The 16,831-nt window shown below is 50.8% G+C and carries 10 protein-coding genes; 6 read left to right on the top strand and 4 right to left on the bottom strand.

Features of this window, described 5'->3' with window-relative positions; genetic code table 11:
* Position 1: 1 nt before the first annotated feature.
* On the bottom strand, positions 2-694 hold the full coding sequence (gene pgl / locus CWI69_RS04225; protein WP_126762171.1) for a 6-phosphogluconolactonase: 693 nt from the start codon (positions 692-694) through the stop codon (positions 2-4).
* The gene (zwf, locus tag CWI69_RS04230) at positions 691-2,163 is read right to left on the bottom strand and encodes a glucose-6-phosphate dehydrogenase (RefSeq protein ID WP_126762173.1); all 1,473 of its coding nucleotides are present in this window, start codon (positions 2,161-2,163) and stop codon (positions 691-693) included. The genes pgl and zwf overlap by 4 nt, the downstream gene beginning before the upstream one ends.
* Positions 2,164-2,278: 115 nt before the next feature.
* Between zwf and hexR the strand changes: the two genes are divergently transcribed.
* The 4 genes from hexR to CWI69_RS04250 all read left to right on the top strand — a co-directional run bounded on the left by hexR (position 2,279) and on the right by CWI69_RS04250 (position 10,115).
* Entirely contained in the window at positions 2,279-3,130 is an 852-nt protein-coding gene (hexR, locus tag CWI69_RS04235; RefSeq protein WP_126762175.1) for a transcriptional regulator HexR, read from the top strand.
* Positions 3,131-3,243: 113 nt separating this feature from the next.
* A complete protein-coding gene (gap, locus tag CWI69_RS04240; protein WP_126762177.1) occupies positions 3,244-4,254 on the top strand; it encodes a type I glyceraldehyde-3-phosphate dehydrogenase in 1,011 nt (336 codons plus the stop codon).
* 179 nt (positions 4,255-4,433) lie between these two features.
* The gene (locus CWI69_RS04245; protein WP_126762179.1) at positions 4,434-7,076 is read left to right on the top strand and encodes a glycoside hydrolase family 16 protein; all 2,643 of its coding nucleotides are present in this window, start codon (positions 4,434-4,436) and stop codon (positions 7,074-7,076) included.
* A 33-nt stretch (positions 7,077-7,109) separates the two neighbouring features.
* Positions 7,110-10,115: a TonB-dependent receptor gene (locus CWI69_RS04250; protein ID WP_126762180.1), complete on the top strand. Its 3,006-nt coding sequence runs from the start codon at positions 7,110-7,112 to the stop codon at positions 10,113-10,115.
* Positions 10,116-10,237: 122 nt separating this feature from the next.
* Here CWI69_RS04250 and CWI69_RS04255 read toward each other — a convergent pair whose 3' ends face one another.
* Together CWI69_RS04255 and CWI69_RS04260 are read right to left on the bottom strand one after the other, a co-directional pair.
* Positions 10,238-12,760 carry a glycoside hydrolase family 3 protein gene (locus CWI69_RS04255; protein ID WP_126762182.1) on the bottom strand — a complete coding sequence of 841 codons (2,523 nt, stop codon included), beginning with the start codon at positions 12,758-12,760 and terminating at the stop codon, positions 10,238-10,240.
* A complete protein-coding gene (locus tag CWI69_RS04260) occupies positions 12,747-13,991 on the bottom strand; it encodes a sugar MFS transporter (RefSeq protein ID WP_126762184.1) in 1,245 nt (414 codons plus the stop codon). Before CWI69_RS04260 ends, CWI69_RS04255 begins: the two co-directional genes overlap by 14 nt.
* Positions 13,992-14,128: 137 nt before the next feature.
* Here CWI69_RS04260 and CWI69_RS04265 point away from each other — a divergent pair, with 137 nt between their 5' ends.
* Both CWI69_RS04265 and CWI69_RS04270 read left to right on the top strand, forming a co-directional pair.
* Positions 14,129-15,490, top strand: coding sequence for a GH1 family beta-glucosidase (locus CWI69_RS04265; protein WP_126762186.1), 1,362 nt, complete (start codon positions 14,129-14,131; stop codon positions 15,488-15,490).
* Positions 15,487-16,812, top strand: a complete 1,326-nt coding sequence (locus CWI69_RS04270; RefSeq protein ID WP_126762188.1) for a glycoside-pentoside-hexuronide (GPH):cation symporter — start codon at positions 15,487-15,489, stop codon at positions 16,810-16,812. Before CWI69_RS04265 ends, CWI69_RS04270 begins: the two co-directional genes overlap by 4 nt.
* The last annotated feature ends 19 nt before the right edge of the window (positions 16,813-16,831 follow it).

Below are 16,831 nucleotides of genomic sequence, written 5' to 3' on the forward strand. Positions count from 1 at the left end.
CTTAAGCTGATGCTAACAACACCTCAACGGGAACCTGCTGCTGGTGCAGAAAAGCCCGCACCGGCATCGACGCAACGTCTTGCTCAGCCAGAGCCTCGTCAAGCACCGCAGCTTTCGCTCCGCCGCTTAAATGAAAATAGATTTGACGACTGTCCAATAGCCGCTTTTTACTCATTGACATACGCGCTAAAGGTGCGTCTTTTGGTGTAACCGCCAGGGCTGCGGCATCGGTAGTTAAACCGCACTGCAGTTCTTCTGCGCCGGGAAAGAGTGATGCAGTGTGTCCATCTTCGCCCATGCCTAAAATCACCGCATCAAAGGTGGGCAACTGCGCCAGGCGCTCGCTGATTTCTTCTTCAGCTTCATAAGGATCCTCCTCCGCACTCAACAAACTGACGAATTTAGCTGCCGCAGCTTGTTCCTGCAGCAAATGTTCACGAACCAGTTTTTCATTGCTGGCGGCATCACTTGGCGGAACCCAGCGCTCGTCAGCGAGGACGATAGTAACCTGCGGCCACGCCAGTTGCTGTTTCGCCAGTGTTTTAAATAACGGAATCGGGGTACGTCCGCCCGACACCACTAAATAAGCGTGTCCGCGCTCGGCGATGGCCTGTTCAAGCTGTAAACGGAGCTTGCGGTTAAAATAAGCAACCAGATCTTTGTCGTTAGCAAAGCGTTGTATACTTACTGTCATGATTCGTCATCCCATTCACGACCATCCTGCGCCAGCAGCGCGACTGAAGCGACGGGACCCCAGGTTCCTGCCGGATAGGACTTAGGCGCTTCATCAACTTCTGACCATGCTGAACGAATTCCATCAATCCAGCGCCAGGCATGTTCCACTTCTTCCCGATGCACAAACAGGTATTGATTGCCTTCAATGGCTTCCAGCAACAACCGTTCATAAGCATCCGCAATACGCTTACTTTCAAAGGTTTCATAAAAGCTTAGGTCGAGCGTAGTGGGCTTCAGTTGCATGCGTTTACCAAGCCCCGGGATCTTATTCATCATCTGAATTTCGACGCCTTCGTCGGGCTGCAAACGAATGATCAAGCGGTTAGGTGGTAACTGACTTAAGGTTTCATGAAAAATATTATGCGGCTGAGCCTTGAAGGTGATCACGACCTCGGTACGTTTTTGCGGCATACGTTTACCAGTGCGCAGGTAAAAAGGTACGCCAGACCAGCGCCAGTTGTCGATATGAGCTTTCAGGCCAACAAAGGTTTCGGTCTTGCTCTTACCACTGGCACCCTCTTCTTCCATGTAGCCAGGTACTTTTCGGTCGCCAACAAAGCCAGCAGCGTACTGACCACGCACGGTATCTTCGCGGACATTGTTCTGGGTGATGGGCCGCAACGATTTGAGTACTTTTAGTTTTTCTTCGCGGATGCTGTCTGCATCAAGCCGGGTCGGCGGCTCCATGGCAATCAGTGACATTACCTGTAATAAGTGGTTCTGCACCATATCGCGCAGCTGCCCGGCGTCATCATAATAGCCCCAGCGTCCTTCAACACCTACCTGCTCTGCGGCGGTGATCTGAATGTGGTCGATGGTGTTGTAATTCCAGTGATCGGAAAAAATCGAGTTGGCGAATCGCAAGGCTAATAAATTGAGAACGGTTTCTTTACCCAGGTAATGATCAATCCGATAGACCTGCGACTCGTCAAAATAACACGCCACGTGCTGATTGATCTTACGTGATGAGGCTAAATCATGGCCCAGAGGCTTCTCCAGAACGACCCGTGCTGGAGCCTGATTCAGCTCGATGCTGGCCAGACCGTCACAAATCACTGGGAATAAACTGGGTGGTGTTGCAAAATAACAGATTGGCGTGCGCTGCTTGGGTGTCGCGAGCTCAGCTAACTCAGTGTAGGCGTCCAGGTCAGCCAGGTCGATGGCACAATAATGCAGCTTACTGGCAAAGCGTTGCCATACATCCTCGTCGATTTGTTCTTTAGTTACGAATTCTTTTAGACTCTGCTTTACGCGTTCACGGAAATCATCCGCCGATAGTGCTTCGCGCGCTACTCCGATGACACGGGAGTCTTCGTGCAAAAGTTCTGCCTTTTCAAGCTGATAAAGCGCTGGCAGTAACTTGCGCCGGGCCAGATCGCCGAGCGAACCAAATAGAATGAGATCGCAACATTCAGCAGCTGTTGTCATTATTTGCCTCTTGGTTATGTAATTTTGCAACAAATCAGCTAGGATGCTAACAGTGAATTCTCGATAAATCCAATAAATGTAATAAAATTACAAAAGATAATCTGGAACATCAAACATGAACTTGCTTGAGAAACTGCACAGTGAAGTCGCCTCTTTAAGTAAATCGGAGCGTAAAGTCGCGGATGTCATCCTGGCTGACCCACAGGGTGCAATTCATAAAAGTATAGCCACGCTGGCTCAGCTTGCCGAAGTAAGTGAGCCGACGGTAAACCGGTTTTGCCGCACCTTAGGTACGAAAGGTTATCCAGATTTCAAACTCTTACTTGCCCAAAGCTTGGTCAAAGGAACTCCTTTTGTAAACCGTCACGTAGAACAAGATGACAGCACCGAGGATTTTACCGGTAAGATCTTCGAATCCACTATGGCGGCGCTCAACGTAACCCGCAAGCATATCGACATCGACCGTTTAGAGCAGGCAATTGAGGCCTTGAGTAACGCTACCAAGATTTCATTTTTCGGACTTGGTGCGTCGGCCTCAGTTGCCCATGACGCGCAGAATAAGTTTCTGCGTTTTGATACGCCAGTGCTGTTTTCCGACGATGTCATGATGCAACGTATGGCAGCCATCAACTCAGGTCCCACCGATGTGCTGGTGTTTATCAGCCATACCGGCCGCACCAAAGCTCTGTGTGAAATTGCCGCCATCGCGCGTCAGACGCAAGCTACAGTGTTAGGGATTACCGCAGATCCAAGTCCGCTCGCCGACGAATGCTCGATCGTACTTTCCAGCCAGGTACCTGAAGACACCGATGTCTACATGCCAATGGCATCACGGATTGCACAACTGGTGTTGATTGATGTCTTAATCACCGGCTATACCCTGCGCCGTGGACCAGATTTTCGTGACAAGTTGCGGCTGATAAAGGAAAGCTTACGCGATTCAAGGTTCGACAAACATAAAGGCTAGGATGTAATTATTTTACATTTTCGCACTCACCCACTTGATCGTTTGCGGTTTCAGTGTAATTTTATTACATAATTTTATCTGTGAACCAGCAAAACTGATCAAGTGAGGACTTTATGACCATTCGAGTCGCAATCAACGGCTTTGGCCGTATTGGTAAAAACATTCTGCGGGCATGGTGCGAGCGTAAACTGCACGACGACATCGAAATTGTGGCTATCAATGACCTCGGCGAACCCGCTATCCACGCCCACCTGCTTAAATTTGATTCGGTACACGGTATTTTTCCGGGGAATATTCAACAAAGTTCGAATACACTCACCATCAATGACAAGACCATCAAGCTTTTCAGTCAACGCGATCCGGCGCAACTTCCCTGGGGTGAGCTAAATATTGATATCATATACGAATGTACTGGTTTGTTTACCGACCGTGAAGGTGCCTCAGCGCATCTGCAGGCAGGCGCACAGAAAGTTCTGATTTCAGCGCCTGCTAAAAATGCTGACGCCACTATAGTGTATGGCGTTAACCATCAACAACTTAGCCAGAATATGACGATTGTCTCCAATGCCTCCTGTACGACCAACTGTCTGGCTCCCATCGCCCAACCACTGCATCAGCAGCTCTGCATAGAATCAGGTGTGATGACCACCATTCATGCCTATACCAATGATCAAAACCTGCTAGACGCCTATCACAGCGACCCGCAACGTGCGCGTGCTGCTGCGACTTCAATGATCCCATCAAAAACTGGCGCAGCAGCTGCAGTAGGACTCGTTATCCCCGAACTCCAGGGTCGCTTCGAAGGATTAGCTGTACGGGTCCCGACTCAAAATGTCTCACTGGTGGACTTATCTTTCATTGCCGGACGGCAAACCAATGTGGCTGAAGTAAATGACATTATTAGTAACGCGGCAAAACAGCAGCCGTTAGCTGATGTACTCAGCATTAACTCCCTGCCGCTGGTATCCATTGATTTTAATCACAACCCAAGCTCATCCGTGTTCGATACCAGCCAAACCCGCGTCAACGGCCGTCTGGTAAAGGTCATGGCCTGGTACGATAATGAGTGGGGCTTCAGCCAGCGCATGCTTGATACCACACTGGCCTGGTATAAACGCAACTAATCTGAGTTAAATCATTATCTTGACGATCTGATGCATAGTTTTTAAGCAGAGACGATTGACGCTCAGAAGTTCTTGTTCTATGGTATGAAAGCGCTTACATTATAGCAAATCGTAAGCTTCGGCGTGACGATTACAGAACAACAACAGAACAACGCGAGTAAACAATCAGGAACTCAGTTATGCACAACACAATAATAAAAAAGAGTCACATTGCGGCTCTCTTTGTAACGCTTGGCCTTGCCGGATGTGGTGGTGGTAGCGATGTAAAGACCAATTCGGACTTTGACGCAATCGATACCACTGCACCGGTAAGTGACTGGCAGTTGGTTTGGAGTGACGAATTTTCCGGCAGCTCTGTCAACACGAATAAATGGAATTTCGAGGTCAACTGTCAGGGTGGCGGGAACCAGGAGCAGCAGTGCTATACGGACAGTTCTGCCAATGCGTTTGTTTCTAACGACACGCTCAAGATCGTCGCTCTGCCCGCAGACGAAGGAGCTGAAAAACCTTACACATCAGCACGCCTGAATAGTAAATACAAAGGCGACTTTACCTACGGCCGCATTGAAGTACGTGCGAAAATGCCGTATGGACAAGGTTCATGGCCGGCAGTCTGGATGTTTCCAACAGACGAAGTTTACGGCGGTTGGCCAAACTCAGGTGAAATCGATATCGTCGAAGCAGTCAACCTGAAAACCGAAGACGACGAAGGTAACCTTGAGTCAAAGGTTTACGGTACCTTGCATTACGGTCGTGACGCGCCAAACAACTCGTCATCAGGTAAAGCCTACACCCTGCCCGGCGGTGAGAATCCGGCTGACGATTTCCACACCTACACTATTGAATGGCAGGAAGGTGAAATTCGCTGGTACGTTGACGGCTATTTGTATCAAACCCAAATGCAGTCGCTTGTTCGCTACAACAGTAAAGGCGAAGCTGTTGGCCTGCGTCATCGCGGCTGGTTTGCCGAGTTCTTTAATCAAGCCACGGGCGAACTGGAAACCGTGTATGACGCGGCACCCTTTGATCAGCGGTTTCATTTAATCATGAACTTAGCGGTCGGTGGCACCTGGCCCGAGAACGTGAATAACTTAGGCGTCGATCCGGAAGCTTTTGCTAATGGCCAGACCTTCGAAATTGATTACGTTCGGGTTTACGAATGTGCGCAAAATCCGCAAACGGGTCGTGGTTGCGAAACTATTCGCGCTGGCTATAAAGACGAAGAAACTCTGGTTGAGGGTGAAGCTCCAATCCCCTCACCCCCTTCGGACGGTATCGCCCGTAACTTAACTATTTTTGACGGTACGCCTAATCCAAACTGGCCGGCATGGGACTGCTGTGGCGGTTCAACTCCAGAGATTGTTGAGGATCCAGAAGCCGGTAACGCCTATCGCTTTACCGTGGGTTCCGCGCCGACAGTTAACGGTTTTATCAGCCGTGCTGCGTTTATCACCGATCCCAACGGCACGCCATCACCATTTGATGCTTCACCGATCCTGGAAACCGGTTCAGTAAGCTTTGATATGAAAGTGGTGTCACAACCTGCCAACCCGGATTCTACCTGGCTGTTCAAGGTAGAGAGCAATGAAGGCTCAACTTTCGCTGAACTTCCGATCTCAGCAAGCAGCGAAGGCGTCTCACCGGTTGCTGGTGAATGGCAAACCTATACGTTCCCACTGCAAATGCTTTCCGATGCAGGTCTTGATGTCTCAGCCATAGATGTAGTTATGGTCTTCCCTGCCTGGGGTACCGGAGAAGGTGCGGAATATCTACTCACTAATGTCGAGATTGCGGCGCCTGAAGGCCCTTCACCCGAATTAGTGTTATTCGGCGACACAGAAAACCCTGAGTGGCCACTGTGGGACTGCTGTGGCGGAACCACGCCAAGCGTTGTCGATGATCAGGAGCGCGGCTCAGTAGCAGAATTTTCAATCGGCGCAACGCCAACGGTCATGGGCTTTAAACCACCGGATGGCAGTGGTATTCAGTTCGATGCATCAGCTATTCAAATTGAAGGTGTGGTGCAATTCGATATGAAAGTTGTCAGTCCGCCAGCAGGACCTGATGCAGTCTGGAAGTTTAAGATCGAATCCGATGGCGCCTCAACTGCAGTTGAAGTTGATTTGGCAACAGGTAACGCCGGCACTGCGCCTGTTATCGGTGAGTGGACCACTTATACCTTCCCATTACAGACATTAAGCGACTTGGGTCTAGATGTGTCAGCAATCGATGTCGTCATGATCTTCCCTGCCTGGGGCACTGGCGAGGGCGCTGTCTATCGTGTCGATGAAGCGCGTATTTATAACCCTAGCGCTGGCAATGACGGTCTGACCGTATTCGAAAATAACATCGCTTCTGGCTGGTCATTGTGGGACTGCTGTGCCGGCACCACGCCACAAGTCGTTGACGCTGGTGCGCCTTATGGCTCAGTCGCGCAGTTTGAAATTCCCGGCTGGCCTGAAACAGTGCTTGGTTTCCTGGCCGAAGAAGGAGTCTCTTATGATGCTTCTCCGCTGGTGGCAAACGGCGCAGTGAGTTTTGACATGCGCATTGTTACTGCGCCAAGTGGCGGTGAAACCGACTGGTTCTTTAAACTTGAATCGACCGGTGCAGCAACAGCTGTTGAATTACCCTTAGCTGCAGGTAACTACGACCAGGCTCCAGTAGTCGGTGAATGGGCGCGTTATAACTTCCCGCTGCAAGATTTATTCGATGCGGGTCTCGATATCAGTGATATCAACGTCATTATGGTCTTCCCCGCCTGGGGTACCGGCCAGGGCGTGGTCTATCAGATTGATAACGTTGAAATTGCAAACTTTTAACGCGTACGACAACAGAAACGGAATAAAACAATTATGAAAACCATTACGTTTATGAAAAGTCCGGTCGCTGCAGCAATCTCCCTGGTACTTACAGCAGGTCTAATTGCGCCCGTATATGCACAGGACAATGCTCAAAATAACGAGCAAGAGCAAGAACAGACCCAGCAACAGCAATCGGCTCAACAAACCGGTCAGGAAGAAGCGGTAGAAGTCATTAAAGTACGGGGTATCCGTGGTAGTCTGGCTCGCTCCGTCGATTTCAAACGCAATAGTAGTGGCGTTGTTGACGCCATTAGTGCGGAAGAAATGGGAAAATTCCCTGACACCAACCTGGCTGAATCGTTACAACGCATTACCGGTGTATCGGTCAGCCGGGTCAATGGTGAAGGTAGTCAGATCACGGTGAGGGGCTTCGGTCCTGACTTCAACCTGATTACCTTGAACGGACGGCAAATGCCGGGTACCGGTAACACCCGTTCGTACAATCTGGAAAACCTGTCGTCAGAGGGTGTAAGTGCGCTTGAGGTGTACAAAACCGCAAGAGCAGCACTGCCTAGTGGCGGTCTGGGTGCGACTGTTAATATCGTCACCACTCGCCCTCTCGAGCGCCCCGGCGAAGCCTTTTCCATTATGGCCAAAGGCATGCATGATACTTCGGTGGAGAAAGGTGACGACATCACTCCCGAAATAGCAGCTGTTTATAGTAACAGTTTTGCAGATGACACCTTTGGTGTCGCCTTCTCTTTCTCCAACTACCGTCGCGACTTCCAGGTACAACGGGCGAATATTCAGGGTTGGCAGGCCAACGTCGGTTTACCCGACCTGGCTGAAGGCGAATTTATTGACCCACGTCCGGTCGATGAGGAAGGCAACCGCATCGGTAATCATTTCTTCCCGAAAGATATGAACTACGGAATTGAAGATCTCAGCCAGGAACGGACAAACGGTCAACTGACCTTACAGTTTGCGCCAATTCGCGATCTGATGATCACCGCTGACTACACGGCGAGCCGCTCGCTCACTGGCCGCACCGCTTTCGGCTGGGGGATCTGGAATGAGTTTGGTGGCAATATCAACTCCTACGAACTGGATGAGAATGGGACAGCACTGTACGCCGATATCTCCGGTAATGACGGTTCTTTTACTGCAGAGAAAGGCACCACTGAAGTTAAGGCTGAGTCTGTTGGCCTGAATATTACCTATGACGTCAACAATGACTTAAAACTTTGGTTCGACGCTCATGATTCAAGTAATGAAACCGATGACGGCGTCGACCCGGGCAGCAACTTTTTTGGTCAGGTGATTTTGGGTTCAGATCAACTGAACTCAAAAATCTACGACTACCGTACCGGTGAAATACCACAAGTCCTGATTAACTGGGCCAACGGCACCAACGAGCTGATGCCAAGTGAAATTGACTCAAACTTTAGTCAGTTTTTCCGGCGTCCGGGCGAGTCGACGGTGAAACAGTACCAGTTCAAATCGGAGTGGTTTAACAACGGAACTTTTGATCTACCCTTGGTTAAAGTGACTGCTGGCCTGTCACGTACCGACCAGACCTTTGGCGGTTATACAGCCTGGAGCGGCTTAGAAGGTGGTCCGGGATTCAATCCGTCATTTGCCTTTATCTTCCCGGATGGGATGTTTACCCGTAATGACACCGGTGATTTTCTCGATCAGTTTGCCGGTGGCGGTAGCGATTTGTTAACCAACTACTATTACACCTACGACTTTGATGAAGCAGTTGCCCGCCAGCGTGCCTACCTGACCGAAGCGCTTATGGGCAGCGACGCTTATTTAGCAGACCCATTTAGCAACGGGATCGACAGTCAGTCTGGCGTCAATGAAGTTACCGATGCAATCTTTATTCAGTCCGATTGGGACTTTGAGATCGCTGGCTACTATTCGCAACTGAATGTTGGCGTTCGCTACGAACAAACCGATGTCAGCAGTACCACCAAACAACGGGTTGAGCGTCAGGTCAACTGGGTCAGTGCATCAGAATGGATCATGCAATACGAACCGGAAGATCAAGCGAGCTTCTTAACCCTGAATGGTGAACATGACGTATTCTTACCAATGTTTGACCTGAAGGTTGAGTTAGCACCAGACCTTATCGGCCGTTTCTCTTACGGTAAATCCATCACCCGCGCACCTTTAGGTGCATTAGCCGGTGGCCGCTCCTTAAGCGGTAGTCCAAAACCTGGCTCACGTGTGGGTGGTCAGGGTAATACCAACCTACTGCCCTATGAGTCTACCAACTTCGACGTTGCGCTTGAGTACTACTACGGGCCGGCAAGTTATGCTTCGATTGGTTACTTCCGTAAAGACGTGGATAACTTCATTCAGAACACCATCACCGAAATCACTATTGATGGCCTGCATGACATTTTCCAGGGACCTCGTTATCAGGAGGCAATTGCCTCACTTGAAGCCCGTAACGAACAGGCCACAAGCACAGCGATTTTTGAAGAAATGTTGGCGCTTGGATATGGCAACGGCGAAGGCGTGATTGAGCCAAACTCCGATGATCCTCTGATTGTCTGGAACATTACCCAGCCGAGCAATACCGATAGCAAAATGGTTGAAGGCGTTGAAATGGCCGTACAACACGTGTTTGGCGAAAGTGGCTTTGGTTTAGGCGCCAACGCAACCGTCGTCGACGGCGATGTTGAGTTTGATACGGATAGCCTGACCCAACAAGCACCACTGACGGGATTAAGTAACTCAGCAAACTTCCAGGCTTTCTATGAAAAGCATGGCTTTTCAGTCAAAGTTACTTATGCCTGGCGCGACAGTTACCTGATTGGTGTGGGTCAGGCACAAGGTTCCGCTGATGCTCCTCCACAGTATGCCCGTGAATACGGCCAGTGGGACATGAGTGTGAATTATGACATCACCGATCGCTTTACAGTCTTCTTCGAAGGTATCAACCTGAACAATGAGACTGAGCAAGGATACGGACGGTATGAAGAACAGTTCCTCTTCGCCCGTCAGTATGGTCCGCGGTACTCGTTGGGAGCTAGATATAGCTTCTGATGAGTGTCAGGACACAGGTTTGAGCAAACCTGAAACGAAGAAAGAAACGACCCTGGAACTGAAGAAAAGCCTGCGTAAGCAGGCTTTTTTTTGGAAGGAAGAAAGCTAAAGTTAATATGCAATTATAAACAGATACTGCTGTTGTCAGCCTCAGGTTCCAATCGCACATCGTTAAAACTAACACTCCATTGCTCACTTGAAGCAAGACCGAAGATGCCACTTACTTTGGCCATATCCAGACCTAAATCCTGTAAGCACGCAACATCGAACGCCAGCGTCTGCCATTCGCCTGCGGTTAAGGCGCGCAAATGCTCGCCAACGGGGACTGCAATACCGCAATTTTCGCCACAGTAAAGCGTTAGCTTCGCATCATCCGGCACATCCGATTCCAGCCGCAGGGTAACGACCAGCGCACCGTCTTTCTCTGCATAGGCACGTAAATCACGTGGGAACGGACTGACAAAGTTAAAAGCCGCTGCGTCAGTACCGGCAAATTGCATGGTACGCGCATCTTCCTGCACTTGATCGTCGAAAGTTTCAGTGGTGATAGCGCCCAGAGACTGGATACTGCTTTCGACAATGCTGCGTTCAGCACCGCTGCGCAACTCGATCAGCCAGGGCGACTGCGGCGCACGATCAAACACCGGCAGTGTCGCTGTAGTGCTGGCGTCACCGAATTGCACCGGTAGCTCAGTGGCGAGCTCATCGCTTTCGCCGTAGCTTAAGCCAAAACCGACTGGCAACAACGGTGGATTTTCCGGGTTTAACGAACGGCGATCGGCCTGAGCAGGAGTGGCTGGCCAGGAAAATGGTAAACGTCCCTGTACCGGATACTGAATCTCGCCCGCAGCGTTACGCAAAATAACATCTGCAATACCTGCGCCTTCGCTGCCAGGCAACCACACGGCGACAAAGGCATCGGACGCGTTCAGCTCAGGATTCACCCACAACGGGCGGCCACTGATAAACAAACTTACCACCGGAATGCCCTGTTCTTGCAACTGTTGCAGTAACGCCAGATCTGTGGCGTTGCCACGCTGATAGTCGAGGTTGGCGATATCGCCATTGCCTTCGGCATACGGCTCTTCGCCAAAGACGACAATGGCAACGTCAGGGCGTTCTTCAAATCGGCCGTCAGTTGCCAGCACCGCTTTTCCGCCAGCGGCACTCACTTGCTCGGCAATACCAGTATAAATCGAGGTACCGCCCGGGAAGTCGTCATTCGTGTTACCGGTGCCCTGCCAACTGATGGTCCAGCCGCCGGATTGCTGACCGATGTTATCAGCCCCTGACCCTGCCACCAGAATATGCTGGCCCGGATCAAGCGGTAACAGTTGGTTCTGGTTCTTCAGCAGCACCAGCGACTGGCGCACTGCGGCGCGCGCAACGCTGCGGTGTTCACTGCTACCAATCAACTCGGTTTTCCCCGCCAACGGCCGCTCTGCCGGGCTCGGCTTATTAAACAGCCCAGCGCGCATTTTCACCCGCAGGATGCGGCGCACCGCGTCATCAACCCTACTCTGCGGGATAACACCGTCACGCACCTGTTGTACCAGATTTTCATACAAAGGCTTCCAGGCTCCGGTCGGCACCATGTAAACGTCTAAGCCGGCATTGGCAGCCTGCGGACAATCGTGATTACTGCAGCCCGGAATTTGCCCATGACCGTTCCAGTCACCGACCACAAAGCCATCAAAGCCCATCTTCTGCTTCAGCACATCCGTCAATAAATACTCACTGCCATGAATCTTTTCACCATTCCAGCTATTGAAACTCGCCATTACCGTTTGTGCGCCAGCTTCCAGACCACCGACATAACCTTGGGCGTGAATACGATACAAAGTTTTTTCATCAACTTCGGTATTGCCCTGATCGATACCGTCAGTGGTACCGCCGTCACCAACGAAGTGTTTGACGGTACTGATGACATGCTGCTCGCTGAGGAAATTCTCACCCGGTTTGCCTTGTAACCCACGCACAATAGCGGCGGCATAATCGCGCACGATAGCCGGGTTTTCCGAATAGCTCTCGTAGGTACGACCCCAGCGCAGGTTCTGCGCAACCGCAACCGTAGGCGCAAACACCCAGTCAATACCGGTGACCATGACCTCACGCGCTGTCACCGCAGCAATCTGTTCAATCAGATCGGGGTTATTTGCTGCACCCAGGCCAATGTTATGGGGAAAAATCGTCGCACCAATCACGTTGTTGTGACCATGTACAGCATCGGTGCCCCACATGGTCGGGATACTGCTGCCGTCCTGGGTATCGTCCACAGACGCCTGATACATGGCTTCCGCAAGCGCGATCCAGTCCTGTGGGGTGGCGTATTTATCATTGTTTGGAAACGCGCCACCGCCGTTCAGATAAGAACCAAAACCATAGCGGCGCATGTCGTCCACGGTAATATCGCGGATTTCCGGCTGGATCATCTGGGCGACTTTTTGCTCCAGAGTCATCTCGGCCAGCATCTCCGTGATTTTTTGCTCGAGGGCTGGATCCAGCGCAACAGGTGATGCAATTGCGGGCCAGATCGGTGTATTTGCAGGTTCTGACTGTTTCTCAGTTGCGACCTCTGTACACCCCATCAAAGCTAATGCGATGCACGTCGCTAAAACCTTCTTTGGTAATTTACTCTGCTGCATTAGCTGCCTCCTGCACCACTTGTGATTGCCGCGGTTTATACCCGCTCATGCCATAATATGCAATGTAGACATAGCATACCAACGGCACTATAAAGGCCATCTGAATGCCAACACGGTCAGCGAGGAAGCCTTGGATCAACGGTACAATTGCGCCGCCGACAATCGCCAGACATAAAATGCCCGACCCCTGACCACGACATTGTTTGAGATCCTGCAATGCCAGACTGAAAATGGTCGGGAACATAATCGAATTACATAAGCCGACAAACAACAGGGACCACATCGCCAGAGCACCTGAGCTCAGCATGGTGGTGGCCACTAAAATGACCGCAGCCAGTGCATTGAATGCCAACACCCGGTTACCACTGATCCGCTGCATGATTGCCGCACCGAGGAAACGTCCGACCATCGCACCACCGAAATACCAGGAAATATAATGGGACGCTTTTGACATGCTCATGTCGCCGATAGCCGGGTCGGCGATATACATCGCCAGAAAACTGCCTATTCCTACTTCGGCGCCGACATAAACAAAGATACCCACGGCACCCAACATCAGATGCTTCTGTTTCCAGGCTTTGGCGTCACTTGGAATATATTCGGTTGGATCAACCTTGCCCATATTCGGCAACTTCAGACGCATGAAAATAAACGCCATCAGTACCAGGGTACCGGCCAGAATAAAATACGGCAGGCTGACGGTATCTTTAGAGACGCCGGTAACTTCCGGATCCGCCACGCCACCAAAAATCAGCCAGGCACCAAAGAACGGTGCCACGGTGGTGCCCAGCGAGTTGAATGCTTGCGTCATGGTCAGACGACTGGACGCTGTGCGCGGGTCGCCTAGCACCGTCACATAAGGATTAGCCGCAACCTGTAAAATAGTAATCCCCGATGCCAGCACGAATAGTGCCAACAGGAATAATCCGTAGACTTCTGCCTGGGCGGCTGGATAAAACAATATACAGCCCGCGCCGGAAATCATCAGACCGGTGACGATACCTGACTTGTAGCCAATCTTACCAATCAGATGACCGGCCGGCACCGACACGATGAAATAGGCACCAAAGAAACAGAACTGAATCAACATCGACTGGGCATAATTAAGATCAAACAGCAGCCGCAGGTAAGGGATCAGAATGTCATTCATGCAGGTGATAAAGCCCCACATGAAGAATAACGAGGTTAACGCCGTAAGCGCGAACCGATAATTTGTTGTCTGTTGGGTCATAACGGCCTCAATCTTTATTATTTTTTGACGATAGGTTGTTTAATAGCCTATGATGAAAGCGCTTTCATTTATAGCATAATTGAGTTTAATCGCAATCCTTTGGCGGAAACTCTTCGGCAACTGAGAACACGACTTTTATGACAAAAATAAGCTTACCGAAGCATTCCAGACTGTTATCCAGCGACTTCCTGTTCGGTGTTGCTACCTCTTCCTTCCAGATTGAAGGTGGTGCGGCACAACGCGAACCTTGTATTTGGGATACCTTTTGCGCCGAACCCGGACGTATTAAAGACGGCTCCGATGGCCTGGTGGCCTGTGAGCATATTAAGCACTGGCGCGAAGACCTGCAGATTATCCGCGACCTCGGCGTCGACGCTTATCGTTTTTCCATTGCCTGGGGACGGGTTATCAACGCCGACGGCTCAGTGAATCGCCAGGGCCTGCAATTTTATATCGATTTGGTTAACGCGCTGCGTGCTGATGGGATCCAGGCCCATGTGACTTTGTACCATTGGGACCTGCCCCAGTACCTTGAAGATCAGGGGGGCTGGCTCAATCGTGAAACCGCGTACCGTTTTGCTGAATACGCCGAGGTGATTGGCCAGGCGCTGGGCAATAAAGTTGCCAGTTACGCCACTATCAATGAACCCTTTTGCAGTGCTTATTTAAGTTACGAGGCAGGCATTCACGCACCAGGCCATAAAAACCGCCGCGAAGGCCGTCAGGCGGCACATCACCTGCTGCTCGCCCACGGTCTGGCAATGCCTGTGCTACGCAAGCACGCGCCGCAGGCACAACATGGCATCGTGCTGAATTTTAGTCCCTGCCATCCAGCTTCCGACAGTAAAGCCGACCGTCAGGCCGCCTGGCAGGCACATCAATACCATAATCTCTGGTATTTACAGCCGCTGTTAAGCGCAAGTTACCCGGATTTACTGCAGCAACTGCAGGAGGAAGATCAACCCTCAGTTGCCGCCGGAGACATGGAGATTATTTCCCAACCCCTGGATTTTCTCGGGGTTAACTATTACACCCGTACGGTATTTCGTGCAAAGAACAACTGGTTCTCAGATGTGCCACCGACAATACCGCCACTAACAGAAATGGGATGGGAAATTTATCCACAGGGATTGACGGAGATACTGACCGACCTGAACCGCAGCTTCACAAACCTGCCACCGATTTATATCACTGAAAATGGCGCAGCGTTTCCCGATCAGGTAATTAACAATAGCGTGCGTGACGATGCCCGTATTGTTTACTATCAGCAGCATTTGATGGCAGTACACGATTGCATTGAGGCCGGAGTGACAATCAACGGCTATTTTGCCTGGAGCTTGCTCGATAACTTCGAATGGGCGGAAGGCTACAGTAAACGCTTTGGTATCGTCTATGTAGACTTTGACACCCAACAACGTATATTAAAGTCCAGTGCACGGGCCTTACAGGCCTTCTGGCTTCAACGGAAATCACAGTTACCAGCTGTGGAGGCGTTATGATTTCTCGCCGCGAAAAAGTTGCGTACGGTTTAGGCGATACAGCCAGCAATCTTATTTTCCAGACCGTAATGCTGTTTTTAGCGTTTTTCTACACCGATATTTTTGGCATCTCAGCGGCGACGGTCGGCACCATGTTTTTGGTGGTACGGCTGATTGATGCGGTCACCGATCCCATGATGGGCTTACTGGCGGATAAAACCCGGACGCGCTTTGGCCAGTTCCGTCCTTATTTATTGTGGCTGGTGATTCCTTTTGCAGTCTGCAGTATTCTCGCCTTCACCACACCTGATTTAAACAACACCGGCAAAGTTATCTATGCCTATGTCACCTATACCTTGCTGATGCTGGCTTACACCGCCATTAACATCCCTTACTCGGCGCTGGGTGGCGTGCTGACCAAGGATCCTGAAGAACGGGTCTCGGTGCAATCCTACCGCTTCGTGTTCGGCATGCTTGGTGGTCTCATTGTCACCCTGCTCACCCTGCCCCTGGTCGACTTTTTCGGTCAGGGCGATCGTGCGCTTGGCTATCAACTGACTATCGGCGCCATGAGTGTATTTGGTGTAATGTTGTTTTTACTGTGTTTCGCCGGCACCAAAGAACGGGTTCATCCCCCTGCTACACAACACCTGACACTGGGCTCTGGATTGCGCAACCTCTGGCAGAACGATGCCTTGCGCACCCTGGCTATTGTCGCTGTGGTGCTGCTGATCGGTATCGCCATTAAAAATACCCTGGCGATTTATTACGTAAAATATTATTTGCTGCGTGAAGATTTGATCACCGCATTCATCTCTCTGGGCATGGTTGGCAATATTCTCGGTTGCGCGGTGGCCAATCCACTGACCCGCAGAGTCGATAAAGTTATCGCCTACAAAGCCCTGCAAATTATTGCCGCGGTAATGTCCGTAGCGGCGTTCTGGGTAGATCCGGATCAGCTTGTACTGGCTTTTATTCTGTACTTTCTCTGGAGCTTCTTCCTGCAGATGGCAACGCCCATGCTGTGGGCGAAAATTGCCGATGTGGTCGATTTCGGGCAACGGCAATCGGGCATTCGCGCCACCGGCCTGGTGTATTCCTCGGTGGTGTTCTTCATTAAGATTGGCATTGCCTTAGGTGGTGCCATTGCTGGCTGGTGGCTGGCGTTTTATAACTATCAGGCCGATCAAATACAGACCGAACACACCCAGTTTGGCATTTTAGTGGCCTTTACCGTGTTGCCCGCCATCGCCTCACTACTTGTTGCCTGGATAATGCGCAGGTACACTCTTGATCAGGCGCGGGTAATAAAAATTGCTCAAGAGCTAACAAACGAATCCTAAGAAAAACAGAAGCTAACAA

The sequence above is a fragment of the Pseudidiomarina halophila genome, from assembly GCF_003987215.1.
Classification (GTDB): Bacteria; Pseudomonadota; Gammaproteobacteria; order Enterobacterales; family Alteromonadaceae; genus Pseudidiomarina; species Pseudidiomarina halophila.

Coding starts and splice junctions, on each gene's coding strand:
- pgl (WP_126762171.1), bottom strand. CDS start 694: ATGACAGTAAGTATACAACGCTTTGCTAACGACAAAGATCTGGTTGCT.
- zwf (WP_126762173.1), bottom strand. CDS start 2,163: ATGACAACAGCTGCTGAATGTTGCGATCTCATTCTATTTGGTTCGCTC.
- hexR (WP_126762175.1), top strand. CDS start 2,279: ATGAACTTGCTTGAGAAACTGCACAGTGAAGTCGCCTCTTTAAGTAAA.
- gap (WP_126762177.1), top strand. CDS start 3,244: ATGACCATTCGAGTCGCAATCAACGGCTTTGGCCGTATTGGTAAAAAC.
- CWI69_RS04245 (WP_126762179.1), top strand. CDS start 4,434: ATGCACAACACAATAATAAAAAAGAGTCACATTGCGGCTCTCTTTGTA.
- CWI69_RS04250 (WP_126762180.1), top strand. CDS start 7,110: ATGAAAACCATTACGTTTATGAAAAGTCCGGTCGCTGCAGCAATCTCC.
- CWI69_RS04255 (WP_126762182.1), bottom strand. CDS start 12,760: ATGCAGCAGAGTAAATTACCAAAGAAGGTTTTAGCGACGTGCATCGCA.
- CWI69_RS04260 (WP_126762184.1), bottom strand. CDS start 13,991: ATGACCCAACAGACAACAAATTATCGGTTCGCGCTTACGGCGTTAACC.
- CWI69_RS04265 (WP_126762186.1), top strand. CDS start 14,129: ATGACAAAAATAAGCTTACCGAAGCATTCCAGACTGTTATCCAGCGAC.
- CWI69_RS04270 (WP_126762188.1), top strand. CDS start 15,487: ATGATTTCTCGCCGCGAAAAAGTTGCGTACGGTTTAGGCGATACAGCC.